This window comes from Rhizobium sp. CRRU65 (assembly GCF_048551595.1).
In the GTDB taxonomy this organism is placed as follows: Bacteria; Pseudomonadota; Alphaproteobacteria; order Rhizobiales; family Rhizobiaceae; genus Rhizobium; species Rhizobium leguminosarum_J.
Genome location: NZ_JBLYZH010000004.1, coordinates 317,707 through 342,310, shown reverse-complemented (window position 1 = coordinate 342,310; position 24,604 = coordinate 317,707). Strand labels below are relative to the sequence as shown.

Below are 24,604 nucleotides of genomic sequence, written 5' to 3'. Positions count from 1 at the left end.
GTTCAAGCAGCCCGGCCGAGGGTCTGTTCGGCCGCTTCGCCGCCCGACATCAGCACGACGCGCTCATAGCCGGCAGCCTGGAATTCCGTCATCAGTGCAACGAAAATGGTCTCCTCGACCTCAGGCAGCGAGAGAATGATCTCGACGTCCCGGCTGCGCGTCAGCCGCGAGACGCCGGCGACATCGGCCGAACCGCATTCGACCACCACGAGGTCATAGGCGGCGGCGAGTGCATCGAGCAGCAACGACAGTCGGTCGACACCACGCATGGCGCGGCGCACGTCGCTCTGGCCCTGGGGAATGAGATGGGCATCGGAAAGGCGGTCGCCGTGGATCGTATCGCCGAAGGCAGCCTCGCCGCAAAGCAGATCGGTGACACCAAGGGCGGCCGGGTCCTCGGCCATCAGTTCCGTGGGGTAGCCGGAGCCGGTCATATCGATCAGGATGACGCGGTGACCGGCATCGGCGAGCATGCGGGTCAGCGAAACCGTCGCCGCCGAGCCGCTGTCACCAGTCGGAGATATGGCGATTGCCAGCGGCGCGCGGCTGCCGGTGAGATAATCCGCAACTGAGGCGACGGAGAATTCGTTGTCATCCTCCGGCTCGTCCTCTGGCGCCTCATCGGCAACCTTCACGTCCTCGATCGTATCCTCTTCCTCCGCGACGACGGCGAGCATACTCGGCTGAACGGGTTTTCCGGCGGTAGCGGCGATCGGAGTGGCCTGCGGTATATGTTTTTCCTCGACGACCGCTTCTGCCTCGATTGTCTCTGAAGCCAGATCTGTAGGGCGGAGCGCCCGGCCGCTGAAGAGTTCGGCCAGCATGATGACGATGGCGCTCATGATCAGCGTCGCGACGGCAGCGACGACGACGATCGGCACCACCTTCGGGAAATAAGGATCGACCGGCTCGACGGCCTTGGAAACGATCCGGGCATCGGCTGGGCTCGAATTGCTGTCGGCGCGGGAGGCGGCCTCGCGGTAGCGCACCAGATAGGTTTCGAGCAGTTGGCGCTGGGCGTTCGCCTCACGCTCCAGCGCGTTGAGACCGACCTCGTCCTCACCGGCGCGGGCGCTGGTGGCCTGCACCGTGTCCGATTGGCGCTCGAGTTCGCTCGCGCGGAGATCCGCGACCTTGGACTCGTTTTCGATGCTCGCCAGGATCTTCTGCGTCTCCTGGCGGATCTGGGTACGGATATCGGAGAGCTGGGCGCGCAGGCTTTTCAGCCGCGGATGGTTGTTGAGAAGGCTGGTCTGCAGATCGGAGATCTGCGACTGCAGGCCGGATTCCGTCCCCTTCAGCCGCTGGATCGCCTGGGAGGACATGATGTCGGGCAGCGTATCGGAGGCTTCGCCCGAAGACAACGCATTGCGCACCGCCTGCGCCCTCGCCTCGGCATTGGCCTTGTCGCCCCGCACGCGTGTCAGTTCGGCGGAGATATCGTTCAGTTGCTGGGCCGGAAAAGTGGTCGTGCCGTTCGTCTGCAACAGCCCGTGCGCGGTACGGTATTCGGCGACCTTCTTCTCGGCTTCACTGACCTTCCGGCGCAGGCCTTCGATCTCCGGCTCCAGCCAGCGGGTCGCCTCGGAGTTGGAATCGAGCTTGGCGCCGCTCTGGGTCGAAAGATAGACATTCGCCATCGCGTTCGGGATGGCGGCGGCGAGCTTCGGGTCCTTGGAGGTGAAATTGATGCCGATGACGCGTGAACCCGGCACCTGATAGACCTGCAGGCGTTCGACGAAGGCGTCGATGACGCGCTCTTCCGGCGGATTTTCCAGCGGGTTCTTCTTCAGATGCAGCTTCACCAGGATGCTGCTCATGGCTGAACCGCTGGCGGCATCGTCGAATTCCGGCAGGTTATAGAGCTTCAGATCGTTGATGACCTTCTTGAGGAGATCGGCCGATTGCAGAAGCTGCACCTGGCTAGCGATGTTCAGCTCATCCATCAGAGGGCCGGCGCTGGCGTCGTTGATCTGCTGCGTGCTGGCGAAGGCCGGCGCCCGAGGTTCGATGAGGATACGTGTTTCGGTGCGATATTGCGGCGACATGATCTTGGCGCCGGCAAAGGCGACGCCCGCCCCCACGAGGGTGATTGTCAAAATCCGCAGACGGCGCGCCCAGACCGCACGGACCAACTGGCCGAGGTCGATGTCCACATCCTGATCACGAGCTACGCCGGACATGCTCTTACTCCACAACAAAGGTGCCGTAAGCGTAAACGACCATGGTAACTCAACGGTTAATGGCGATCTCACCGGCAAAGAGCGATGATCGATGAAGGAAACCGGGAAATTGCACGCACCCTTTACCGGGCATTAACCCTAACGGATCGATAACGACTGCACCGAGTTCATTTTTGTGAGCACAAGCGGATGTCTGTCGTCCAGCCCAAGATCCTTTTGGCCCTAAGCCTTGCAGCCATGACGGCAGCATTGGGCGGCTGCACGACGTACAAGCCGGCGCCGAAGGCCTTCAACGAGGCCACCATCCAGCCCTATACACTGGATAGCGGCGATCGGCTGCGCATCACCGTCTTCGACCAGCAAAGCCTGACCAACACCTATACGGTGGATCAGGCCGGCTATGTCGCCTTCCCGCTCATCGGCCAGGTCCCTGCCCGCGGCCGAACCCTGCAGCAACTCTCAGGCCAGATTGCCCAGAAACTGCAGCAAGGCTATCTTCGCGATCCCGACGTCACCATCGATGTCGATCGCTACCGTTCGGTCTTCATCATGGGTGAAGTCGGCCAGCCCGGCCAGTATGCCTATGTTCCCGGCATGACGGTGCAGAATGCGATCGCGATTGCCGGCGGCTTCACCAGCCGCGCCAACCAGCGCATGGTCGATGTTACCCGCAAGATCAACGGACAGGTGCTGACAGGCCGCATCAACATATCGGGACCGATCATCGCAGGTGACACGATCTACGTTCGCGAACGGCTTTTCTGAGCGATGGCAGAACAGCAGCCGCTCCGCATCCTCCATTGCTTCAGGTCGCCGGTCGGCGGAATTTTCCGCCATGTCCGCGATCTCGTCGAGGAACACAGCAAGGCCGGCCATGAAATCGGCATCCTCTGCGACAGCTCGACCGGCGGCGAGTACGAGGACAGCCTGTTCGACGATATCCGTCCCTATCTCTCGCTCGGCCTGACACGCGTGCCGATCCGGCGGTCGATCAGCCCGTCCGATATTGCGACGATGTGGGATACATACAAGAAAATCAAAAGTTTGCGGCCGGATGTGCTGCACGGGCACGGCGCCAAGGGCGGTGTGCTCGCGCGACTTGCCGGCTCAGCGTTGCGGGTGAACAGGTATCGCGTAGCCCGCCTCTATACCGCGCATGGCGGAAGCCTGCATTATTCGCGCTCCTCGCTCAGCGGACAGTTCGTCCTCAGGATGGAGCGCCTGCAGGAATATTTCACCGATGCGCTGGTCTTCATCTGCGAATATGAGCGCGACATCTATGCGCGCAAGGTGGGTAAGCCGCGGACGAAGACGAGACTGATCTACAACGGCATTGGCGAGCGCGATTTCGAGCCGATCCCGACCCGCTCGGATGCCGTGCATTTCATCTATGTGGGAATGCTGCGGGACCTCAAAGGTCCCGATCTGTTTGTCGATGCCTTCGCCAAGACCGAACGGCTGCTCGGCAGGCCACTGTCGGCGCTGATGATCGGCGACGGGCCGGATCGCGACCGCTACCGTGAGATGATGGTCGAACGCGGCCTTGGCAAACGCATCGGCATGCTGCCGGCAATGCGGGTCCACGAAGCCTTCTCCATGGCGCAGAACCTCGTCGTTCCCTCGCGCGCCGAAGCCATGCCCTATATTGTGCTCGAGGGGCTAGGCGCCGGCAAGACGATCATCGCAAGCCGTGTCGGCGGCATTCCAGAGGTGCTCGGCGCCGAAAGCGCAGCACTGGTGGAGCCCGGCAATTCCGACGATCTCGCCCGCGTCATGGCTGAAACGCTGAGCACGCCCGACTGGCACGCCAGGACGATGCCGAAGCCCGAGGCGGTGAAGGCGGTGTTTTCCTCCGCCGTCATGGCGCGTGATGTCCTGAAATTGTACCAAGAGCTCGTCAATCCCGCTGCCGGCCAAGTATTGCCTGTGGCCTCGTAAATGTTTCTTAGGGGCTTTCTGCTATTTCGCTTGGGTAACAACGAGCGATGAAACCCCATGAACAAGCTGGAAAAAGGCGATCAATTCGACGTGGACGCACTGCACAAGCAGGTTTCCGACATCGAGGTGCGCGGCGAAGCGGGTCAGGAGAAGCCTTCCGATCCGACTGAGATCAACCCCTATGCCCGGCAGATCGCCGAACAGTTCCGTGACGGAACCCGTTCGCCAACGATCATCATCGGGCAATTGCGGCTGCTCGAATTCCTGGCGCTCTTTGCGATAGCTCTGATCACCTATTATTTCAGCCCAGGCGACGGCGGCGATTCCCCGTTGATGCGGGCGGGCATGGCGGCGATTGCCTCGGCCTTGACCGTCATCAGCCTGCAGCTTGCCGATACTTACACAATTCCGGCACTTCGCTCCAAGCTGCGTCTGATACCGCGCATCCTCGTTGCGTGGACGATCGCGTTTGTCCTCACCACCGGCCTGTTCGCACTTCTTCGCGGCACGACATCGGCGATGGTCGATGCCTATATCGTCTGGTTTGCTGCGGGCGCTCTCTTCCTCGCGGCCGAGCGCTTCCTCGTCGCCTACGGCATCCGCAACTGGGCGCGCAACGGCATCATGGAACGCCGTGCCGTCATCGTCGGCGGCGGCGAGCCGGCCAAGGATCTGATCCGCGTCCTCGAACAGCAGGCCGACAACGACATCCGCATCTGCGGCATCTTCGACGACCGCGGCGAGAAACGCTCGCCGATCATGGTCGCCGGTTATCCGAAGCTCGGCACCGTCGCCGAACTCGTCGAATTCGTGCGGCTAACGCGCATCGACATGCTGATCATCGCCCTGCCGCTGTCGGCCGAGGCCCGTATCTACGACCTTTTGAAGAAGCTTTGGGTTCTGCCGGTCGATATCCGCCTTGCCGCGCATGCCAACCGGCTGCGCTTCCGGCCGCGCGCCTATTCGCATGTCGGCTCGGTGCCGATGCTCGATATTTTCAAGAAGCCGATCCGCGACTGGGATTCCGTCGCCAAGCGCGGTTTCGACATCTTCTTCACGATCGTCGCACTTGCGCTGCTCTGGCCGATCATGGTCGCGACCGCGATCGCCATCAAGGCAACGTCGGAAGGCCCGATCTTCTTCATGCAGAAGCGCCACGGCTTCAACAATGAAATCATCAACGTCTTCAAGTTCCGCTCGATGTACACCAACATGGCCGACCCCACCGGCAAGGCAGCGGTGACCAAGGGCGATCCGCGTGTCACCCGCGTCGGCCGCTTCATCCGCAAGACCTCGATCGATGAACTGCCGCAGCTTTTCAACGTGCTGAGGGGAGATCTCTCGCTCGTCGGCCCGCGTCCGCACGCCGTTCTCGCTCAGGCGCGCGACCGCGCCTTCGGCGATGTCGTCGAGGGTTATTTCGCCCGCCATCGCGTCAAGCCGGGCGTCACCGGCTGGGCGCAGATCAACGGCTGGCGCGGCGAAGTCGACAATGACGAGAAGATCAAGTTCCGCACGGCCTACGACCTCTATTACATCGAGAACTGGTCGCTCTGGTTCGATCTCAAGATCCTGTTCCTGACACCGATCCGGCTGCTCAACACGGAAAACGCCTATTGACCGCGATCGAGGCGACATATCCCCGTGTCGCCCAACCGCAGCGGATGACGCTGCGCCTGATCGGCTCGGCCTTCGTCGCCTTCGGCGTCTTCCTTTCCGGTTTCGTGATCGACGAGCCGGCACCTTATGAACTCTGGATGGCGGGGCTGATCGGCCTCTGGTTCATCCTGGGCCTCAGGATTTCGCGCGGCGTGGCGCCGCTGCTGGCCCTGCTGCTGACCTTCAATATCGGCGGCATGCTGTCGCTGACGCAGATGAAGGACCTGGCAACCGCGCCGATGTATATCGCGGTGTCGACCTTCCTGGCGCTGACGGCGGTCTTCTACGCGGCAATCATCGAGGACAGCCACAAGCGGTTGCCGCTGATCTTCGATGCCTGGACCTTTGCCGCCGTCGCCACCTCCGCGCTCGGCATACTCGGCTATTTCCACGCCTTTCCGGGCGCGGAAATCTTCACGCTCTACGACCGTGCCAAGGGCGCCTTCCAGGACCCCAACGTCTTCGGCCCCTTCCTGGTGCCGCCATCGCTCTATCTCGTCCACGGCATCCTGGTCGGCGACCTGAAGAAATCGCCGCTGAAGGCCGCCGCCCTGCTGGTGCTTGCGCTCGGCATTTTCCTCTCCTTTTCTCGCGCCGCCTGGGGGCTCTTTGCGCTCGGCGTGGTGCTGCTGATCTTCATCATGCTGTTGAAGGAGCGCAGCGGCGCCTTTCGCTTGCGCGTCTTGGTCCTGTCGCTGGCGGCGATCATCATGCTGATCGCGTCGCTGCTGGTGGCGCTGCAGATCCCGAAGGTCGCCGAACTGTTTTCGGCGCGCGCCCAGCTGGTACAGCAATATGACGGCGAACATCTCGGTCGCTTCGAGCGCCACCGGATCGGCTTCACGATGATGATGGAGCGGCCGCTCGGCATCGGCCCGCTGGTGTTCGGCACGATGTTTCCCGAGGACGAGCACAATATCTGGCTGAAATCGCTCACCTCCTATGGCTGGCTCGGCTTCGTCAGCTATGTCGGCATGCTTGTCTGGACGCTGGCTCTCGGCTTCCGAAACCTGCTGCTCGACCGGCCGTGGCAGCCGTTCCTGATGATCGCCTGGATCTCGGTTCTCGGCCATGCGACAATCGGCAACGTCATCGATATCGACCACTGGCGCCATGTCTATCTGCTGCTTGGCACGGTCTGGGGCTGCGCGGCGCTGGAAGTGCGCCACAAGCGCGAACGAAGAATGAGGGGAGCGGCGTAGGGTCTTGCCGCCGACCGAATCGGCTGTCTATTTCGTCGCTCCTGCCGTCAGGCCGGCAATGAACCGTCGCTGGAAAACCAGATAAGTCACGATGAGCGGGAAAATGACAATCACCGCGCCGGCGGTCAGAACCGGCGTGTTGACGGTGTAACGTCCCTGGAAAAACAACATGCCGAGGGGCAGCGTCCGATAGGCGTCGTCATTGACCAGAATGAACGGAATGAGAAACTCGTTCCAGGTCCATATGAACAGGAACAGCGCCAGTGTCGACATTGCCGGCACCATGAGTGGGATAACGATCTTGCGCAGGATATGGAAGCGTCCGGCGCCATCGAGAACCGCCGCTTCGAGAACTTCTTCCGGCAGTTGCTGCATCGCGCTGGCGAGGAAGATCGTCGAGAACGGTATCGACATCGCGATCTGCGGCAAAATCAGAGCCGCATAGGTATTGATCAATCCCAGATACCGCATTTCGTAATAAAGCGGGATGATGAAGGCTTCCGCCGGCACCATCATGCCGAGCGTCAGGATAGCGAACAGCGTGCGCCGGAACGGAAACGACAGGTAGGCGAAGGCAAAACCAGTCAGCAGGCCCAAAAAGACGCTTGCAGCAACGACGGGTATGACAACGATGATCGAATTCCAGAAGTAAATGTTGAAATGTCCGGCATTCCAGGCATCGACGTAATTTTCGAAATGCGGGTATGCCGGCAGCGCGAATGCACCCTGCAGAACGTCGGCCTTGCTCTTTATCGAGGTCAGAAGCAGAAGCAGGAACGGCGTGATCGTCACGAAGGCAAGAAGCCAGAGGACAAGGCGAAGGAATAGCGTACCGGCGGAGATGTTAGACCAACGGCTCATCAAGCCCGTCCTTTGTTCTGCGATCCCACAAATCGGTGAATTGCATAGTTGATGACGAATGTGAGGACCGCGCCGACAATGGCGATGGCCGCCGCAGCGCCGAACCGATTAAGCTCGAAGCCAAGCTGATACATGTAGATGTTCGGCACGAGCGTCGCGTTGGCGGGTCCGCCCCTGGTCATTGTAAAAATCAGGTCGAAGCTTTTGATTGACGCTATGACCGTCAGCAGCAAAACCACCCTTATTTCAGGCAAGAGAAGCGGCAGCGTTATCCAGAAAAAGGTTTTTCGCGCCGAAGCGCCATCGACCTTGGCAGCGTCGAAAAGAGACGGGTCGATGCGCTGAATTCCGGTCAGGAAGATGACCATGCAAAAACCGAAGAAATACCAGGTGGCAACGATCCCGACCGCGGGAAGCACAAAATTGAAATTTCCCAGCCACGGGAGTGCCAAGGCGCCCAACCCCACTGCTCTCAGAAACTGATTGAACGGGCCAAATGCAGGATTGTAGAGCCATGCCCAGATGATGCCCAACACGGCAGTCGGCATGATATAAGGCAGGAACAGGAAGGTGCGCAGGGCGAGTTGTTCGCGCTGCTTCAGATTCCAGACGCAAGCGGCAAGAGTTATGCCGAGCACGAGCGGCAGGACACAATAGAAGATCATAAGCTCGGCATTGTTACGCAAGGCAATATAAAAACGGCTGTCAGAAAAAAGATCGGCGTAATTGCCCAAACCAACCCACTTGGGCATGCTCAAGCCGTCCCAACTGGTCAGGCTCAAACCCAAAGCCGCGACGATCGGTCCAAAGACAAAAGCCGCGTAGAACAGCAATCCAGGCAATAAATAGATAAAATTGGTCCGTTGCGAGCCGTCAAGTGCGGAGCGTTTCATCCATTACTCCATAAAGCCAAAGCTGTGGTCATCGCGCAGCAAGCCGATCGCAGTGCTCATTTATTTGGATCGACCCGACTGAGGCCACGACCGCCAGGGACGGCCGTGACCAGCGCCCGCAATTTTTATTTCTTGTCCTTCAGGTACGCCTGATAATCCTTGTCCATAGCATCGACAAAGGCTTCGGGCGTGATATTGCCGGACAGAAGAAGCGGCGTGTTGTCGTCTATTGTCTTCAGCATCGTTGGGCTCGACCAATCGGGGTAATGGCCGAGAGCGTCGTTTGCGTTGAGTGTCTTCCACATTTCGATGCCGGAAGTGAGGAGCGGCGTGAGCTTTGGCTTTGCGTCAGCCGCGAGCGAAGTAGCCGGAAGATAGCCAGCATTGGCCCAGGTTTCAGCAGCCTTTTCTGAGACCATATAATCGATATATGCGCCGGCTAGGTCCTGTGTCGGCTTGCTTTTGGCAAGGCTCGTTATCGCCCAGGCAAGATCCACGCCCCCGACACTCATGGGTTTGGAAACACCCTTCGGAGCGGGAATCGCCATGAAGCCGATATCCGGATTGTGTTGCATGTCACCGAAATACCAGGTCCCGGAGATCAGGAACGCGCCCTGCCCGGAAATGAAAAGCTGGACGGCGTCGTCACCCGAGATGCCTTCGAAACCGGGGAAAAAATAACCGCCCTGTGCCCATTGCTGCACGAGTTTGGCGGATTCGATGTTCCCCTTGGTGTTCCAGGAGCCGCCACGTCCGTAAATCAGATCGTCAAGCTCGGCGCGATTGCTGGCGTCGATATGCGCTTGGTCGATGGCGCCGATCATGTGCAGGGCCAGATGTTGCTTTGCAGAGCCCATCATGAAGGGCGGAACGCCCTTTTCCTTCAGCTTGTCGAGACCGGCCAACAGCTCCTCGAAGGTTTGCGGCAGCGCTACTCCCGCATCGGCGAGGATTTTTTTATTGTAGTAGAGGCCAACGATCTCGGCGAGACCTGATATGCCGTAGGTCTTACCGACCCCAAATTTTCCATCCTCCCAGCGGTCTCGAGCAAGCACGGAATCCGACTGGAGTTTATCCCAGCCATATTTTTTGATGTCGTCGTCGACCGGCAGAAGCAATCCCTCCTTGACCATCGCCCCCATGTCACCGGCACCCTGGTTGACTTTGGTGATGACAGGGCCATCACCTGCCGAAACCGCAAGCTTCAGCGTCAACTTCATGTCATCAAAGGTGCGGGCGGTGCGTTTGATCGTGACGCCGGGATGGGCAGCTTCAAACTCCTTGTTGAGCTGCTCTATGACCGCACTCTGACCTTCATAGGTTTGGTCATCCCACACGGCCAGGTCGTCGGCGCGCGCGGCTGTCGAAAGGCCAAAACTCAAAAGCGCCGCGCCAGCAAGCGCGACAGCTGCTTTCAATCCGTATGCCGGCAGTATGCTGATCGATTTCACGGTTCTTGTCATCTGCTCCACCTCATCTGGTTTATTTTCCACTCCCCGCTCAGGCCTTGCACCAAGCAGCGGCCGAACGTTTTCTTCCCCCAGAGCTTTGCCTGGCTGGCGAATCTGAGGTAATCGTCAATGCATCCGCTCCTCTCGCGACCCAAAATGACAAAGCGCCACGCAGGAGGTGGCAAAGTGATGGACACCAGCTGCTTCATCCGCCCCGCGATTGAAGCGGATATCGATGCCTTTTTCGACATCTGCCTGAAAACCGCGAATGGCGGTGAGGATGCCAGCGCGCTTTATAGCGACCCGCATCTGCCCGGCTACATCTGGTCGGTACCCTACCTCAAATTCGCCAAAGACTTTGCCTTTGTTCTCGTTCAGGACGACCGGCCGGTCGGCTATGTCGTAGGGGTGCCGGACACCAGTAGGTTCGACAGAGACTTGCAGACAAACTGGTGGCCGTTCGTCCGCCAGCAGATTTCGGGACTGGCACCCACCCGTCCGCGCGACGCCGACGTGATGGAGCGAATTCAAAATCCGCGCAGCGGAACGGCATGGCTTCAAGACCAGTATTCCGCGCATCTCCACATCAACATCCTTCCCGGACTGCAGGCAAGCGGTTGGGGGCGCAGGATGATCGGCACGGAGCTTCAAGCCCTTCGGAATCACGGGGTCGGCGGCGTGCATCTCGGGGTCGACCCGAACAACGAACGCGCCAAGGGTTTTTACCGTCGCCTCGGCTTTTCCGAATTCGAGCGGGATGGCTCCGTCGCCTTCGCAATGCGGATCGATGCAGGATTGGGTTGAAGCATTTCCTGGCTCCTCCGAGGCACGGAAAGGCCCTGTCTCATGGGTGTAAGTACCCTCGATTGGAGAAAATCTTACACGCCCAAAGCTGCCTGCTCCCCACACGGTGAGGTCAGCGTGCCCATCCGGATAAACGTCAGCCTGAAGGCATGATGCTATTGGCAGTAAAACAGGCTGCTCGGCGAAAAGCTGTCCATCAGTCGAGGGCTTCATCATGAGCAAATCCTCGGAAGCCGGGTTTAAGGAGTCGGCGGCACGCGAAAGAGGAAATAGCCAGATAAGCCCAGACCAGTTCCTCTTTGGACGATCTTGGCGGGCGCACGGCTAATCAGACGATACCTATGGCGCATACTTCTCATCGACCCTCTTTATTGTATCGCGCATTTTCATCGCACGTTAATTCAAGCCTACAGTTGGTCTCTCATTTGTCAAGGACATAGACAAATGGCCTGCTTCGATGTATTGAATCTCGGCTATTGGCGATGGTTGTGATCCAATATCGCCCCATTAAGTATGCGCTCCGAACTAATTGGACTGAGCTAGCCGGATGGCAATGACATCTTCTGTCGCACAGACTCCGATCGCACGAAAAATTTCAACCAATGCCGTCATCCGAACCGTGTTCGCGAACGGGTCGATCTCCCGCGCCGATATTGCCAAGCTAACCGGCTTGTCAAAGCAGACGATTTCCGATGTCGTGCGCGACCTTGAGGATGACGGATGGCTGAAACCAGTCGGGCAGACTGATGGTCGTCCGGGCCGGAATGCGATCACCTATGAAATCAATGCCAGGGCGGGACTGGCGGTCTCTATCGATCTCGGGAGCACCAAGATTGCTGCGGCTATTTGCGATCTATTGGGGAACGTGGTTGCTGAAACCAAAGTACCCACCGACCCGCGCGGCGGAGTGCATCTCGTCAATCAGTTCAGCGATCTTATCGTGGAACTCGCGTTTGCGGCCGGGACGACTGCCGACAAACTCCGTCTCGTCGTTCTAGGCAGTCCTGGTGTGCTCGATCCGGCCACCGGGCATATCAACGTAGCGCCAAGCATCCCCGGCATCGATGCCATAAATCTGCGGCAAGTCTTCAGCGACAGAATGGGGATACCGGTGATCGTTGAAAATGACGTCAACCTGGCCGCGCAAGGGGAGAGATGGCGGGGACACGGTATCGAAACCAGCAATTTTGCTTTCGTTGCTCTCGGAACGGGCGTCGGCATGGGCATCATCGCCAACGGAACGCTATTGCGCGGCGCGCGTGGGGCAGCCGGCGAAATCGCTTATCTTCCGATCGGCGGAGATGCTTTTGATCCTGGCGGATTTACGCTTGGAACCTTTGAGAGTGCGGTCGGCAGCGTCGCGATGTTGCGCCGCTACGTCGGTTTCGGCGGGCGTAACGCCTCCACTGTGGCCGATCTCTTCGCCGCGTTTAATGCAGGAGAAACAAGTGCTGCGGCTGCCATCGAAGAGACGGCACGGCTGGTCGCAGTCGCTATTGCTGCAATCGGAGCGGCTCTCGATCCTGAACTGGTGATCACCGGCGGCAGCATCGGCGCAAGACTGGAACTCGTCAATGCCATCCGCGGTTTCCTGCCGCGTTGTACGCCTTATCCGCCGCGCATCGAGATCAGTCGCTTTGGGAACCGCGCCGCCCTGATGGGAGGAATGGGGATCGCGGTTGAGCGCATGCATGACGATCTATTTGGTGTAAAATTGAGGGAAGTTTGAAGAGCGCGTGCCTGAGAGCCAACGTGCAGCGCCGCCACTTGAGAAGCGCTGGAAATGCGCTAGATTTTCTATCATGATAACAGCAACGCAGATACGCGGCGCCCGCGCCATGATCGGAATGAGCATCGAAGAGCTCGCCGCCGCCAGCGGCCTGCCGGTCGAGACCGTGATGGCGCTGGAAAACGGCGAATTCGCGGGTGAGCCGCACGCGCTGTTCGACGTGCGCAGCACCCTCGAGGCGAACGGCATCATCTTCCTGTCGAGCGGCAATCAGGATGAAGGCGGCCCCGGTATCCGGTTACGAGCACGCACCTCCAGCGATGACGGCATCCGGCCGGAAAATCTCAACGCCGCCAACGACGACTGACGGAACCAATCGGACGCCCGCGCGTTTCGCTGTCCCACAACATATCGGGGCCTATAACATATCGGGGGCAGTTTCTTGAACCGCAGCAATGGTCTCTACGTCATCATCGGTGTTCTTGTCGTCGCCGTCATCGGCCTCGGCGCCTATATCTTCCACGAGGAAAGCAAGCCTCAAGGCATCGAGATGAGCATCGGTAAGAACGGTGTCTCGATCGAGCAGAACTGATCTTTAGAGATAGGTTTTTGCAAGGTCGGCGAGTTTGCCGCCGTCTTTCACGCCCTGCCTGTAGAGCTGGATGATGACCGCACCGATCCGCTCGGCCTCCGGCGTCGTCCTGGCGAGGCCGCGTTCGTCGCATACCTTTTCGAGCACTTGCGAAAGCAGATCGAGATCTTCCGAAAATAACGGCAAATCATGCGGATGAATTGATGATCGTAACATCACGCCGCATCTCCTCCGAGGGCAAACGCATCCACGCTTGCATCGCCGGCCGCCCTCCGCAACCGACCCTAAAGTGATTATGCGCGAGGGTCTGAACTTTAGCAACTACGCAAATTCTTGTGGAACAAAATCATGGAACAAAATTTTATCCCGCGCGTTCTGGCCGCGTTTGGTAGCAGGAATCAGTGAGTGCAGACGTGAGTGAAAAACGCTTTCCCTCCCCCGTCCGGGTCGTTTCTCCAAACAGCAGCCTGATCGTTTCCACCGTCTGGGAGGCCGTCGAATATCTGAAACGGTGGCCGAGCAAGCGGGGGCGCGATTATCGCGTTGCGCGCCAGCACTGCCTGGATGCGCTCGATGGACTGCGCAGCCCAGGCGCAGCACAGGCTTCCTTCATCACGGCGGCGAAGACGGCGGGACTTCTGGTGTAAGAGCGGTTAGCCGTTACGGCCGCCAGCGGCGACCAACTGGGGATGGATGGAGCCCTCCATGATCACCCTGGCGGCAATCTCGACTACCCGCTCCTCGGCGAGCTCGGCAAGCGCGAGGGCGACATCGCCTTCCGACCAGCCGGCTTTGACGGCCTCGTCCGACAGAGCCTGGAACGCGCTGGCGAGGCTCTGCCTGCAAGTTAGATTATGCTTCATATCCGTCATGCTCGACTAGGCTATCTGTGACAGGGACAATGTTAATCTACACATATTCACGAGAATGCGAAGAGGCTTCAGGTTTTTTTCAATCCAAAACTGGGTTGTTAACTTCCAAACTGGGTATAACCTTAACAAACGGCAACAAATACCACCTCTCCCAACTGAGGCAGTACCAAAAAGAACTAAAGGATTTATTTGCGATACACCTTCAAAGGGTATTTCATCACATTATTTAGTTTAAATGGTCGAACCGGGCGGAGCCGGATGTAGCGGCGCTTTGAACCACGAAAATGCGGCAAACCTGAACGCGGGCCGTTTTCAGCATCTTCAGGGCACCCTGTCAATCAGCTTCGGGATCCGGCGGGCGAGCGTCGGGCGTGCTGGAGAATGTCTCGCGCTGTCGGTGCTGCCAATCGGCAGTGACGCTTAGTCGCCACGGACGCCTTCGGCGTTAATCACCGTAATACCACAACGACACCACACTCCCGTCAAAGTCCGCCGTACCATTGGCGGCTCACTTCTTCAGGTTTTCAGGAGGTAAAATGTCTATCGAACTGGACGCTACTACCTATATACACGCCAAACCGGCGACCGCCCATTCCTATATTCTGCCGGCCGTTGTCGATGTTCTCGAGAACAGTTTCCAGGAGGCAAAAGAAACGGCGGTCTTCGACCTCGGTTGCGGCACCGGCGGTGCTGCAGCCGTGCTTGCGGAGAAAGGCTATGACGTCGTCGGCGTCGATCCCTCCCAGGACGGCATCGCAAAAGCGAGAACGGCCCACCCCGATCTTCCGCTGGAAATCGGCTCCGGATACGAAGATCTTTCCAGCCGATATGGGACCTTCGATGCGGTGATAAGCCTCGAGGTGGTGGAGCATGTTTATGATCCTAAGGCTTTCTCGGCCACCATGTATGATCTGGTAAAGCCTGGCGGCATCGCGGTTATGTCGACGCCTTTTCACGGCTACTGGAAAAATCTGGCATTGGCCGTCAGCGGAAAGATGGACGACCATTTTATGCCCCTCAAGGACCATGGCCACATCAAATTCTGGTCTCCCGAAACGCTCAGCACGCTCCTGGTCGAAACAGGCTTCGAAGACGTCGACTTCGAATATGTCGGGAGAATTCCGCTGCTGGCGAAATCGATGATCGCGATCGCTCAGAAACCGTACTGAAAGCGGTCGAAGCCCCGCCGCCGCTTGCAATGGCGGCGCTAAAGCTCGTCTACAACATGAACAAATGACATTTTCGTTCGGGGCGTTCGGCTCCCGTTTTAGCATTTCTGCCAATGCCTCGTCGCCTTCTCCGCCGGCAGCGGGACGAAAAAGTGACATTCTGACTGGGATTTCAAGGGGATAAATGGTCGGGGCGACTGGACTCGAACCAGCGACCCCTTGACCCCCAGTCAAGTGCGCTACCGGGCTGCGCTACGCCCCGACCTGCCGAAACGGCTTGTTTCGTTTAGTTTTTCAGCGCGTGCAATGCAAGCGGAAAAACCTCGCCTCCAACAAAAAGGGAGTAGTTTGCCGCAATGCTCAGATCGCGGCGAGCTTCAGCCGACCTTCGGCGGTTTGGATGGGCTGCCACGCCTGGTAGTTGGCGATCGAAAAATGCGGCGTTTCGAAGGGCGTGGCGTGCGTTTCGGTGATGACGGTAACGTCGGCGCCGGCGGCTTCGCCGGCGAGAATGCCGGCGACGGCATCTTCGAAGACCAGGCATTTTTTCGGATCGACGCCGAGGCCGCTTGCGCCGAGCAGATATCCTTCGGGGCTGGGCTTGCCTGATTTGACCTCTTGACCGCTGACGATGACCTTCGGCATCGGAATGCCGGCGGCTTCCATGCGGCGCCTGGCGAGCTCGATCGGCGCCGAAGTGACGATTGCCCATCGGCCCTCGGCGATGGCGGAGAGGAAGCGGACGGCGCCGGGGATTTCGACGATGCCGGAGACATCCTCCATTTCCTCGGCGAGCAGCAGATCCGCCTCATGGGCCGGATCGACGCCGGGCAGGCCGAGTCCGCGGATCACATCGGAGGCGCGGATGCCATGGATCGTCTTCAAGAAGACCGCCGGCTCGAAGCCATGGCGTCTTGCCCATTCACTCCAGACGCGTTCGACGACGGCAATAGAATTCAGCAGCGTTCCGTCCATGTCGAAAAGGAAGGCGTCATAGGATCTGTTGAGGATGTCATGGAGAGCGGGCACGGGGCGTTTCCTTGCGTGTCACAGCGCCGCGCGTCTTTGAAGACGTGCAAAGGGACGCTGTGGTATTTAGAAGCTACGCAAGCGACTAGCGGAGAGCGGAAACGGCGTCAACGTCAGTTGTTGGTGTCTGGGTGGGTGACGTTACGGACGTCGGCAAGACCGCGGGCGGCGTCGCGGCTGCCGGTCGCGGCAGCGGCTTCGAAGATACGGGTCGCATCGCCGTACATTTTGAGATTGAGGTAGCAGTAGCCGCGCAGAACCATCAGGTCGATGCGCTCCTGCTGCAGCTGGGCACGCTGATCAAGATAGATGAGGGTTTCGCGGTAACGGCCGGCGTCGAAGGCTGAAAGCGCACGGTCGGCGAGGATCGCCACCTGAAGCTCGGCGGCGCGCTGGCGGTTCTGCGGTGCTTTGGTGGCTGCAACGGCGGCATTGCCGGAGAGGCCGGCGCGCAGATAGGCAAGGCTTTGGCCATAGGCTGCGTCTTCGCGGACCTTGCGGGCCGGACTCTGCAATGCCGCCTCGAAGGCCGAGATCGCCTCCATCGGCCGGTTGATATCCATCAGGCACCAGCCGCGCGACAGCGCGTCGGCCGGCTTAAGCTGCCCCGCATCGATTGTCGTCGAGCAGCCGCGCGTCTGGCGCGGACCGCGTGGGACGTTGACCGTCTCCATAGATGGCCCTGCCGCGCGAACGACTACTTCCGACCCCGGCTGCAGGGTGACGCGGCGCTCGGCCGGAAACGGCTCGGCCGGGGGACGCTGCGTCGGCTGAGCCGGTTGCTGTGCGGCAAGCCCCCCCTTCGCCGGCGGCTGCGTGACAGCATTCGGCATCAGGGACGACGTGTCTTCGAGGTTGGTGATCCGGCTCGACCGGCCGGTCCAGGCACGCTGGAGGTCGAGTACGCCCTTGCGGTCGCTCAGTTGCTCGCGGGTGATGACAAGGCCATAGGCGGACGGTTCGTCATCGGGTTTCCAGGCAAGCGCCGTCTCGAACCAGCGTGCGGCGGTCTGGAACTGGTTGAGGGAACGGGCATACCAGCCGAATTGCTGCGCCGTCGGCACATATTTCCGGGCGATGACCTCGGTGGCGATGCGGTGCAGCACGTCTTCGGCCAGATCGGCCGGCGGCTCCAACGCCATCAGGTTTGCGGTAGCGGCGAGATAGGTTGATGTCGCGTCGTCGGAATCGGCGCGCCAGCGGAACATCACGTCCTCGGCTTCCTCAGGCGCCTTGCGGGCGATCAGCGCCAGCGCCAGCCCCTGCGAAGCGGTCGCCGAATCTTGCTTGGCTCGAGCGGCACGGAACCATTTCTCGGCATCGGCATCATTGTTGCGGCGAAGCTGGTACCAGCCGAGCAGCAGCGCATCGGAGGCAAGCCCCTCCGTCCCGGCGAGTTTTTCGAGGCGGGCGATATAATCAGGCGCGATGGCGAGATTCGGATCGTCATCGCCCTCGGCCATGAAGCGTCGGGCGAGGTTGTCGCGAATCGCATTGAATTCCTTGCTGCCGTCGGCAGCAGGCCTCTCCAGCGCGAGCAGCGCCTGCATCGGCTGGTAGGCAAGCAGCGTCGAGGCCTTCTCGACCGTCGCCTGCCGCTCGGCCGGATTGGTGCAGTTCTTCAGGATATAAGCGTAGGCGTCCTGGCCGCGCTGCGCCCTCTCCGTCTGGATGAAGGCTTCGGCGACGCGCCAGAGGACATCGATCTCGCTGCAGGTGAGCAGGCTCGGTGTTGCAGCAGCGATATCGACCACAGTCGCATGTTGCTTGAGGTCCGAAGCATTGACGAGGCGGGCGCGGGCCTCGGCGACGTCAAGCCGGTCGAGCAGATCGGCCGGCGGCTGCCATCCGGCATCGGTTGCCTGGCGGTCGGCGACGGCCTTGCGCAGCTCCGCATAGCGGCCATCCGAATAGAGCTGCCACATGGCCTCGAGCTGCTTGTCGCCATTCTGCGGCACGGCGAGCGGATCGGCCGGCGGGACCCAGTTCGGATAGAGCGCCTGAAGGCGGGAGATCTCGGCCTGCAGGCGCACCTTGTCGCCGCGGCTGGCGAAATAACGAAGCGCACTTTCATCGACGGCAGGCTGCGGCGCCGCGGCCGCCTGTTGCGGAGCCGGCGGCGCGGAAACGATTGGGGGTGTCACTGGTGCCGGCTGGGCGACGGTCTGAGCCGGCGGAGCAGCCGTCTGAGGTGCCGCAGGCTGCGGTGCTGCAGGCTGCGGTTCAGCGGCATCCGAATCGGACGTGTCCGGTGGTGACGGCGACGGCGAAGTGATCGCCTCGATCTTGTCGGCGACGAGCTGCGCATTGAATTCGGAATTGCCGGCAGGAACCTCCGGCTTGATGCGGCCCATCATCATCAGCTCCGGTGCCGGCTTGCCGGCAGACCCAAGGCCGAATTTTTCCTGCAGAGCGGCACGATCTTTCAGCCCGGTGACGAGGGTTGCCACCACGACTGCCGCTGAAACCGCCACGAGAGAAGACTTCACAGACACTCTGGATGCTTCTCCCCAATATAGGCCAGCCCCAACAGCTGAAGCGTGGACGGATAATAGAGTGTGGGCGCAAATTGCAGGGCCGAGACCGGCAACTTGGTCCCATCGACTACACAGGCCACAACATCGTTAACAATTCGATAACCTGCGTCCGGCAACACAGTCTTCGTCCGGCCGGTGGTCAGATCGATGGTGGCGGGAACGCCGTCTTGCGACATTCCCTGCTGCAGACGGGTCAGCAGCGCCTTGTCGGTGACGCCGCCACGAGCGAGATAGAGCGGGATGCGGATGGCGTTATAAGCAAATTCGGAGTCGAAACCCTGCGCCGGCTGCGGCTGGCCGCTGAGACTCACCCATTCGGCGGGAAGCTTGCGCGGGCCGAACTGCATCGTCTTCAACAGCGTTAGGCCATCATCCGACAGTTTTTGCCAGGCATCCGACGGAGCGAGCGCCGCCATCACCGGGATCGCCTCGTAAATCCAGTAGGACGGGTTGACGACGGGGCCGTCCTCACGGTCGGTAGCGGCAAAACCCTGGCTCCCCGGCAACAAAAGTGTGTGGCCGGCCGCGTGCACAACGGTTTCGGCAAGCAGCGCCTGCGCCATTCGGGAGGCAGCGAGGATATAGTCGTTGCGTTTCCACGCCGTGCCGGCAAGCGCCAGCGCATAGGCGATCAGCATGTCGCCGTCCGAGGCGTTGTTGGTGTCGGTGACGTGCGGCTTGACGTTCGGATCCCATTTCCAGACGGCCAGGCCATCGTCGCGCAGCAGCAGCTCGGTGCGGGTAAAATACCAGATCTGTTCGAAATCGGCGGGACTGGCTGAGAGATAGGCGAGCAGCATGCCATAGCCCTGTCCTTCGCTATGGCTGATATTGCCGTTGCCGTTATCGATAATGCGGCCGGTCGCATCGAGAAACTTCGCCTTGTAGGCCGCCCATGCGCCGGCATTGATCATCGCCTGCTGGGCAACGGCAGGCGGGCTCGCGGCCGCGAGCGCGACCGTTGCCGCCAGCAGGAGCGCGCGCCACCGCCTCATTTGGACCGGCCCAGTTTTCTGAGCATGCTCGAGGTGGTGATCCCGATCAGCAGCACGAAGACGACCAGCAGGAAGGCGTAGGAGAGGATATTCGTCGACAGCCAGTTGGCGGCGATCAGGCGGTAATTGGCGATCGACCAGGGGGTGGACGGCACGAAATCGAAACGGGTGACGGGCACGGTTTCGATCTTGCCTGTCTTGCTCGAATAGGTGGTGATGTGGCCTGATATCTGCGGCCAGTTCAGTTGCGCGGTCAGAACCTCGAGCCCTTCGCGCAGGTCCTTCGCCGATGGCGCCGCCACCACGGTCCAGGCGCCGGCTCCCGCGGGGCTGGAGCCTTGGGCGACCAGCAGCGTATCGGCGTTGGCCGGCGTGAAAATCTGCTCGGCGCCGGGGATGAATTGCAGCGAGCTGCGGGAGATATCGAAATTGCGCGACAGCCACTCGCGGAAGGCAGTGACCCGGTTGCGCAAGACACCGCCGCTGACCTTGGAATTCCACTCCTCGAAGGCCGTACCGGTATCGACGACGCCCACCTGCGTATCCGGCACGGGACGCCACGAGGCCTGGCTCGTCGTGGAGATATTGGTCTGCGACAGCGCCGTTGTCGGCATCTGCGAGATGGAGCCGATGAAGATTGCGTCACGATCGCCGATCGTATTCGGCGAGGCGACGGTTTCGACGGCGATCGGATGGCCGGCGGTGATCGCCATCTGGCCGAGCAGCGTGGCGGCGGCCGAAAGCGTATCGGCATCGATGCGATCGATGAAGAGCGGCGTCGGCTCCGTGGCCCGACCATAGGGATAGGCAGTGCCGGCCATTGCGGCCAGATTCGGACGCTGACCGACGCGGGCGAAATCCGGAATCTGCAGCTCGGAGGTATCGAACAGGGCGAAACGCGGGGTGGCGCCGGCGGTCGAGCCCGGCGCGCAGACGGCATCGTCCTTGGTCATCAGGATCGCCTCGATCGCCACCGAATTGAGACCTGGCTTGAAGTGACGCATGGTCACGCGGATCGGCAGATGACGGAGAATGCCGCCTGATGTCGTGGTGATCGGCACGGTGGAGGCGATGTTGTCGTTGACGTAGATATCGATGTGGCTGCCGGGCATCACGTTATCGGTATAGGCGGCGTCGAGCAGCACCTTCGCCTCGCCATAGGCATTGGCATAAAAATCGGCCGGCACGGCGATATTGAAGCTGGTCCGCAACCGCCGGCCGGAGAATTCGGTGGTCTTCACACCGAGCTGAGACAAAGCGATGTTCGTGTCGGAAAACACCAGCGGCGCGTTCGGCGCGCTCCAGCGCTCGGTGGTCAGCACGTCGCGACGAACATCCGAGGACCGGTCCGTCGGGGAGACGATGGTATCGATCGCCGACGAGACCGCCTGCCAGGAGGGGCCGCTGATCAGAAGCACCGGCGAGCCGCTGCGCGGATCGGTGGTAAAGGCGGCGAGTGCTGCACTTTCGGCGCCGGGCGGCAGGTCGGGAAAGAGCGGCCGCAGCTCCGCCGCGGTACCGACGAGCACGCTGAGCTTGCCGGGCCCGCCAGCCGGAAGCGAAGCGGTGTTGAAGGCGAATATCTGGTTCGGCATGCTGCTCAACACCGACAGGCCCTGCGCCAGCCGTAGCAGCGGCTTGGTGGTTCCCGGCTGCTCCAGCGCCGGGACAACGATGTCGAACTCCGTCTTTCCGGCGCCGTCGACGCCGATGGCGCGGATTGCGTCGGCGCTCGATAGCTGGGCGGCATCCCTGCCGGCAAAACTCAGATAGGTTCCGGCCGGATCGATATTCGACCACAGTTCATAAGTCGATTGGATGCTGCAATCGGTGCGGTGGCGCTGATTGGCTTCGAAGGTGACGAGGTTGGCGCCCGGCTGCAACAGACCGGGCGGAACCTCGAAGGTGACGGCCGAAGAGCCATCCGGCGAGCCGACGCGCTGCTGGCCGATCGGGCGGTTGTTGAGATAGACGGTCAGCGCGGAGGCCTCTGGCGCGACGACGATGGAATTCTGGTAGGCGAAGGTGAAGCTTGCCTTGGCCGCCGCCTGCTCCGGCGTCAGATAGACCGACCATGACCGACGGTCGTATTCACCGCCGAGGCCGAGTTTCGAAAAGGGCACGACGAAGCGACGGACGTCGCCGGCACGCGGCGGCGCAACGCTATTTGCCGTGGCGGCAGGCTGTGGCGCGGGCGACGGCGACTGCGGTGGCTGGGCGGCGATCGGCGGAGGAACGGGAGCAGGAGCAGCCGGGCTTGCAGGTGCGGGTATGACGGAAACCGGAGGCGTGACGGGAACCGGCGCAGTGGCTGCTGCGGGCGGCGTGGGCGACGTCAATCTCGGGGTAACGGACGCACCGGGCGGCCGCTCGCCGGACATGTCGAAGGGTGCCGTCTGCGCCTGGGCGAAGGCGGAAGCATTCAGCAGGAGAAGCGAGGCGGCTACGATGCTTCTCATCCAGCGTTGACCTTTGCCGCCTGCTGCTGGGCTTCTCGCTCCGGCCGCATGCTGCGGAAGAAGTAAACGAGGCCGCGGCTCGTCTGGTAGAATGACATGCCGAGAAACCAGATGGTGCCGCGGATCAGGCCCGGATTGCGGCGGCGCGAGGCCTGGAACTCTGTCCACTGGCCGGAATTGGCAAACATCAGGTCGGCGATCAGACGATGGTCGAGGGCGCTTTTCGGCACGTACTGACAGCCGACATTGCTGATGTCGCCCGACGGCTCGATATTGCGGACGATGAGCGGCAGGGTTTCCAGATCCGCACCGCTATAGGGCCGGAAGCGGATTTCGCCGACGGCGCCGACCAGCATCTCGTCGAGCTGCTTGTTGAAGATGTGAAGCCTTGCGCCGTGGACAGAGACGTCCTCGATCGAAGCCGTGTACCACTTGCCGTTGGCGCCGAATTCGCAGCGCCGGTTGACCCTGACGCGACGGGACGAGGCGCGCTCGCCGCGCTCCGACACGACACCCAGCGCGCAGCCGGCCATGATCAGGTTGATGACATTCCATCCACCGACGACGAGCGTGACGTCGGCCTTATAGGGCTCGGCATAAATCTTGTAGATGGTGATGATGAGCGCGACGATCTGCACCGCAAAGATGACGAAGAACGGACGGCTGATTTCCGACAGACGGCTGACGGCGATCGATTCATCCTTGGCAGTGACCTTGAAGGTCGGTTTCCTCGGATTGAGCATGACGGAGACGACGGCCGGCAGCAGATGCACAGTCTGGACATATTCGTAGAGCTCGGAAATCCAGGGCCAGCGGAACGACCCGTAGAGGTAGTTCTGCATCATCAGATTCACGAGCATATAGGCAAGCGTATAGGCGAGGAACTCACCGCCCGAAGCGGTGAAGATTTCCAGATCGAAGAACAGGTAGAAGAGCGGCGCAAACAGGAAGATCGTGCGCGGGAATGGGAAGAGCCAGAAAAGCGTGGAGGACATGTAGCAGAAGCGCTGCGGGATCGTCAGGCCGCGCTTCAGAAGCGGAAAGCGGAAGCGCAGGATCTGCATCATCCCCTGGGCCCAGCGGCTGCGCTGGCCGATGAAGCTTGCGAAGGTGGCTGGCTGCAGGCCGGCGATCAGCGGCTTGTCGACATAGATGCTGTTCCAGCCGCTGCCATGGAGCGCCAACGCCGTCTCGCAATCCTCGGTGATGCTGATGCCGGAAAAGCCGTTCTGGGATTCGAGCGCCCTGCGGCTCAGAACCGCGGCCGAGCCGCAGAAGAAGGCGGCGTTCCATTTATCGAGGCCGCGCTGGATGATGCCGTAGAACATCTCGTTCTCGCTCGGCATCTTGTCGAAGGTGCGCAGGTTGCGTTCCAGCGGATCGGGATTGATAAAGAAGTGCGGGGTCTGGACAAGGAAGAGCTTCGGATCGTCTTCGAAGTAACCCACCGTCTCCAGCAGGAAATCGCGGGCCGGCGCGTGGTCCGCATCGAAGACGGCGATGAGTTCGCCGGTCGAATGTTTCATGCCGTTGTTGAGATTGCCGGCCTTGGCGTGCTCGTTGCGGTCGCGCGTGAGGTAGTGGACATCGAGATCGTCGCAGAGCTGCTTCAGCTCGATATGGCGGGCGGCAGCCGCCTGGGCTTCGAGCAGCTTGCCGGAATTGCGCTTCTGCAGGGTGCCGCCGTCGTCGAGCAGCCAGACATGCAACTTCTCGGCCGGATAATCCATGGCCTTGGCGGCGGCCAGCGTGTTTCCCAACAGGCCGGCATCCTCGTTATAGGATGGTACGAAGACGTCGACATGAGGGAAACGCTCATTCTTGGCGGCACGCGAAGGGCGTGACGGCAAAGGTGTGGCAACGATGAAGAGGCTGAGCGCCAGCATCGCAACGCTATACATTTCGGCAAGATAGAGCAGCAGGCCGGGAATGAAATTTGCCAGCTGATTCACAGGTGGCAGCGTATTGGTAGTGCGCCAGTAGACATAGCGCAGCACGATCGACGTACCGAAGGCGAGCGCCACCAGGCGCCAGGTCCCCTCGCCCTTCAGCACCTTGATCAGCGCCATGACTGTCACGACGGTGATGCTGGTGATGAGCTGGGTCTGCAGGTTGACCGGCAGCGTGATCAGCACGATCATGCAGAGCGAAACCACGGCCCATATGATGACACTGCGGGCTTTGCGCATAGACGTTCCTTCGAAATTGCTCAACCGGGGCATCATCTGGCG

At 60.6% G+C, this 24,604-nt stretch carries 21 protein-coding genes and 1 tRNA gene; 10 read left to right on the top strand and 12 right to left on the bottom strand.

Translation table 11 applies throughout. From position 1 onward, the window contains the following. Positions 1-2: 2 nt before the first annotated feature. Positions 3-2,183 carry a GumC family protein gene (locus tag ACM5SV_RS10665; RefSeq protein WP_017993593.1) on the bottom strand — a complete coding sequence of 727 codons (2,181 nt, stop codon included), beginning with the start codon at positions 2,181-2,183 and terminating at the stop codon, positions 3-5. Positions 2,184-2,372: 189 nt separating this feature from the next. Between ACM5SV_RS10665 and ACM5SV_RS10660 the strand changes: the two genes are divergently transcribed. From ACM5SV_RS10660 to ACM5SV_RS10645, 4 genes are read left to right on the top strand one after another with little or no spacing between them, the layout of a single operon-like run. After that, complete coding sequence (locus tag ACM5SV_RS10660; protein ID WP_012756926.1) at positions 2,373-2,948, top strand: polysaccharide biosynthesis/export family protein; 576 nt, start codon at positions 2,373-2,375, stop codon at positions 2,946-2,948. A gap of 3 nt (positions 2,949-2,951) precedes the next feature. Beyond that, entirely contained in the window at positions 2,952-4,121 is a 1,170-nt protein-coding gene (locus ACM5SV_RS10655) for a glycosyltransferase (protein WP_012756925.1), read from the top strand. Positions 4,122-4,178: 57 nt separating this feature from the next. Continuing rightward, positions 4,179-5,741 carry an undecaprenyl-phosphate glucose phosphotransferase gene (locus ACM5SV_RS10650; protein ID WP_222014288.1) on the top strand — a complete coding sequence of 521 codons (1,563 nt, stop codon included), beginning with the start codon at positions 4,179-4,181 and terminating at the stop codon, positions 5,739-5,741. Continuing rightward, the gene (locus ACM5SV_RS10645; RefSeq protein WP_222014289.1) at positions 5,738-6,982 is read left to right on the top strand and encodes an O-antigen ligase family protein; all 1,245 of its coding nucleotides are present in this window, start codon (positions 5,738-5,740) and stop codon (positions 6,980-6,982) included. The genes ACM5SV_RS10650 and ACM5SV_RS10645 overlap by 4 nt, the downstream gene beginning before the upstream one ends. A 27-nt stretch (positions 6,983-7,009) precedes the next feature. Here the strand turns inward: ACM5SV_RS10645 and ACM5SV_RS10640 are convergent, their stop codons facing one another. The 3 genes from ACM5SV_RS10640 to ACM5SV_RS10630 all read right to left on the bottom strand — a co-directional run bounded on the left by ACM5SV_RS10640 (position 7,010) and on the right by ACM5SV_RS10630 (position 10,199). Beyond that, entirely contained in the window at positions 7,010-7,843 is an 834-nt protein-coding gene (locus tag ACM5SV_RS10640) for a carbohydrate ABC transporter permease (RefSeq protein WP_222014290.1), read from the bottom strand. After that, positions 7,843-8,736, bottom strand: coding sequence for a carbohydrate ABC transporter permease (locus tag ACM5SV_RS10635; protein ID WP_222014291.1), 894 nt, complete (start codon positions 8,734-8,736; stop codon positions 7,843-7,845). Before ACM5SV_RS10635 ends, ACM5SV_RS10640 begins: the two co-directional genes overlap by 1 nt. 125 nt (positions 8,737-8,861) lie before the next feature. Continuing rightward, complete coding sequence (locus tag ACM5SV_RS10630; RefSeq protein ID WP_128406356.1) at positions 8,862-10,199, bottom strand: extracellular solute-binding protein; 1,338 nt, start codon at positions 10,197-10,199, stop codon at positions 8,862-8,864. A 177-nt stretch (positions 10,200-10,376) separates the two neighbouring features. On the opposite strand from ACM5SV_RS10630, the gene ACM5SV_RS10625 reads away from it, so the two are divergent. From ACM5SV_RS10625 to ACM5SV_RS10610, 4 genes are all read left to right on the top strand, one after another. Then, positions 10,377-10,991, top strand: a complete 615-nt coding sequence (locus tag ACM5SV_RS10625) for a GNAT family N-acetyltransferase (RefSeq protein ID WP_221973335.1) — start codon at positions 10,377-10,379, stop codon at positions 10,989-10,991. Between the two features lie 547 nt (positions 10,992-11,538). After that, positions 11,539-12,720 (top strand): ROK family transcriptional regulator, encoded by a 1,182-nt coding sequence (locus tag ACM5SV_RS10620; RefSeq protein WP_012756919.1) that lies wholly within the window; start codon positions 11,539-11,541, stop codon positions 12,718-12,720. A 73-nt stretch (positions 12,721-12,793) separates the two neighbouring features. Continuing rightward, complete coding sequence (locus ACM5SV_RS10615) at positions 12,794-13,087, top strand: helix-turn-helix domain-containing protein (RefSeq protein ID WP_003547265.1); 294 nt, start codon at positions 12,794-12,796, stop codon at positions 13,085-13,087. 75 nt (positions 13,088-13,162) lie between these two features. Continuing rightward, positions 13,163-13,312: a hypothetical protein gene (locus ACM5SV_RS10610; RefSeq protein WP_012756918.1), complete on the top strand. Its 150-nt coding sequence runs from the start codon at positions 13,163-13,165 to the stop codon at positions 13,310-13,312. Between the two features lie 3 nt (positions 13,313-13,315). Here ACM5SV_RS10610 and ACM5SV_RS10605 read toward each other — a convergent pair whose 3' ends face one another. Next, on the bottom strand, positions 13,316-13,528 hold the full coding sequence (locus tag ACM5SV_RS10605) for a hypothetical protein (protein ID WP_012756917.1): 213 nt from the start codon (positions 13,526-13,528) through the stop codon (positions 13,316-13,318). 197 nt (positions 13,529-13,725) lie between these two features. On the opposite strand from ACM5SV_RS10605, the gene ACM5SV_RS10600 reads away from it, so the two are divergent. Continuing rightward, positions 13,726-13,959: a DUF982 domain-containing protein gene (locus tag ACM5SV_RS10600; RefSeq protein WP_113545982.1), complete on the top strand. Its 234-nt coding sequence runs from the start codon at positions 13,726-13,728 to the stop codon at positions 13,957-13,959. A gap of 6 nt (positions 13,960-13,965) precedes the next feature. On the opposite strand, the gene ACM5SV_RS10595 is transcribed toward ACM5SV_RS10600, so the two are convergent. Beyond that, a complete protein-coding gene (locus ACM5SV_RS10595; RefSeq protein ID WP_113545983.1) occupies positions 13,966-14,184 on the bottom strand; it encodes a hypothetical protein in 219 nt (72 codons plus the stop codon). Positions 14,185-14,720: 536 nt separating this feature from the next. On the opposite strand from ACM5SV_RS10595, the gene ACM5SV_RS10590 reads away from it, so the two are divergent. After that, on the top strand, positions 14,721-15,353 hold the full coding sequence (locus ACM5SV_RS10590; protein ID WP_113545984.1) for a class I SAM-dependent methyltransferase: 633 nt from the start codon (positions 14,721-14,723) through the stop codon (positions 15,351-15,353). 185 nt (positions 15,354-15,538) lie between these two features. Here the strand turns inward: ACM5SV_RS10590 and ACM5SV_RS10585 are convergent. The 6 genes from ACM5SV_RS10585 to bcsA all read right to left on the bottom strand — a co-directional run bounded on the left by ACM5SV_RS10585 (position 15,539) and on the right by bcsA (position 24,562). Next, positions 15,539-15,615, bottom strand: a tRNA-Pro gene (locus ACM5SV_RS10585). Between the two features lie 98 nt (positions 15,616-15,713). Further along, positions 15,714-16,382: an HAD family hydrolase gene (locus ACM5SV_RS10580; RefSeq protein WP_222014292.1), complete on the bottom strand. Its 669-nt coding sequence runs from the start codon at positions 16,380-16,382 to the stop codon at positions 15,714-15,716. Positions 16,383-16,495: 113 nt separating this feature from the next. Further along, entirely contained in the window at positions 16,496-18,871 is a 2,376-nt protein-coding gene (locus ACM5SV_RS10575; protein ID WP_222014457.1) for a cellulose synthase, read from the bottom strand. After that, positions 18,868-19,914, bottom strand: coding sequence for a glycosyl hydrolase family 8 (locus ACM5SV_RS10570; protein ID WP_222014293.1), 1,047 nt, complete (start codon positions 19,912-19,914; stop codon positions 18,868-18,870). The genes ACM5SV_RS10575 and ACM5SV_RS10570 overlap by 4 nt, the downstream gene beginning before the upstream one ends. After that, positions 19,911-22,373 carry a cellulose biosynthesis cyclic di-GMP-binding regulatory protein BcsB gene (locus ACM5SV_RS10565; protein WP_222014294.1) on the bottom strand — a complete coding sequence of 821 codons (2,463 nt, stop codon included), beginning with the start codon at positions 22,371-22,373 and terminating at the stop codon, positions 19,911-19,913. Before ACM5SV_RS10565 ends, ACM5SV_RS10570 begins: the two co-directional genes overlap by 4 nt. Continuing rightward, the gene (gene bcsA / locus ACM5SV_RS10560) at positions 22,370-24,562 is read right to left on the bottom strand and encodes a UDP-forming cellulose synthase catalytic subunit (protein WP_012756909.1); all 2,193 of its coding nucleotides are present in this window, start codon (positions 24,560-24,562) and stop codon (positions 22,370-22,372) included. Before bcsA ends, ACM5SV_RS10565 begins: the two co-directional genes overlap by 4 nt. Between the last annotated feature and the right edge of the window lie 42 nt (positions 24,563-24,604).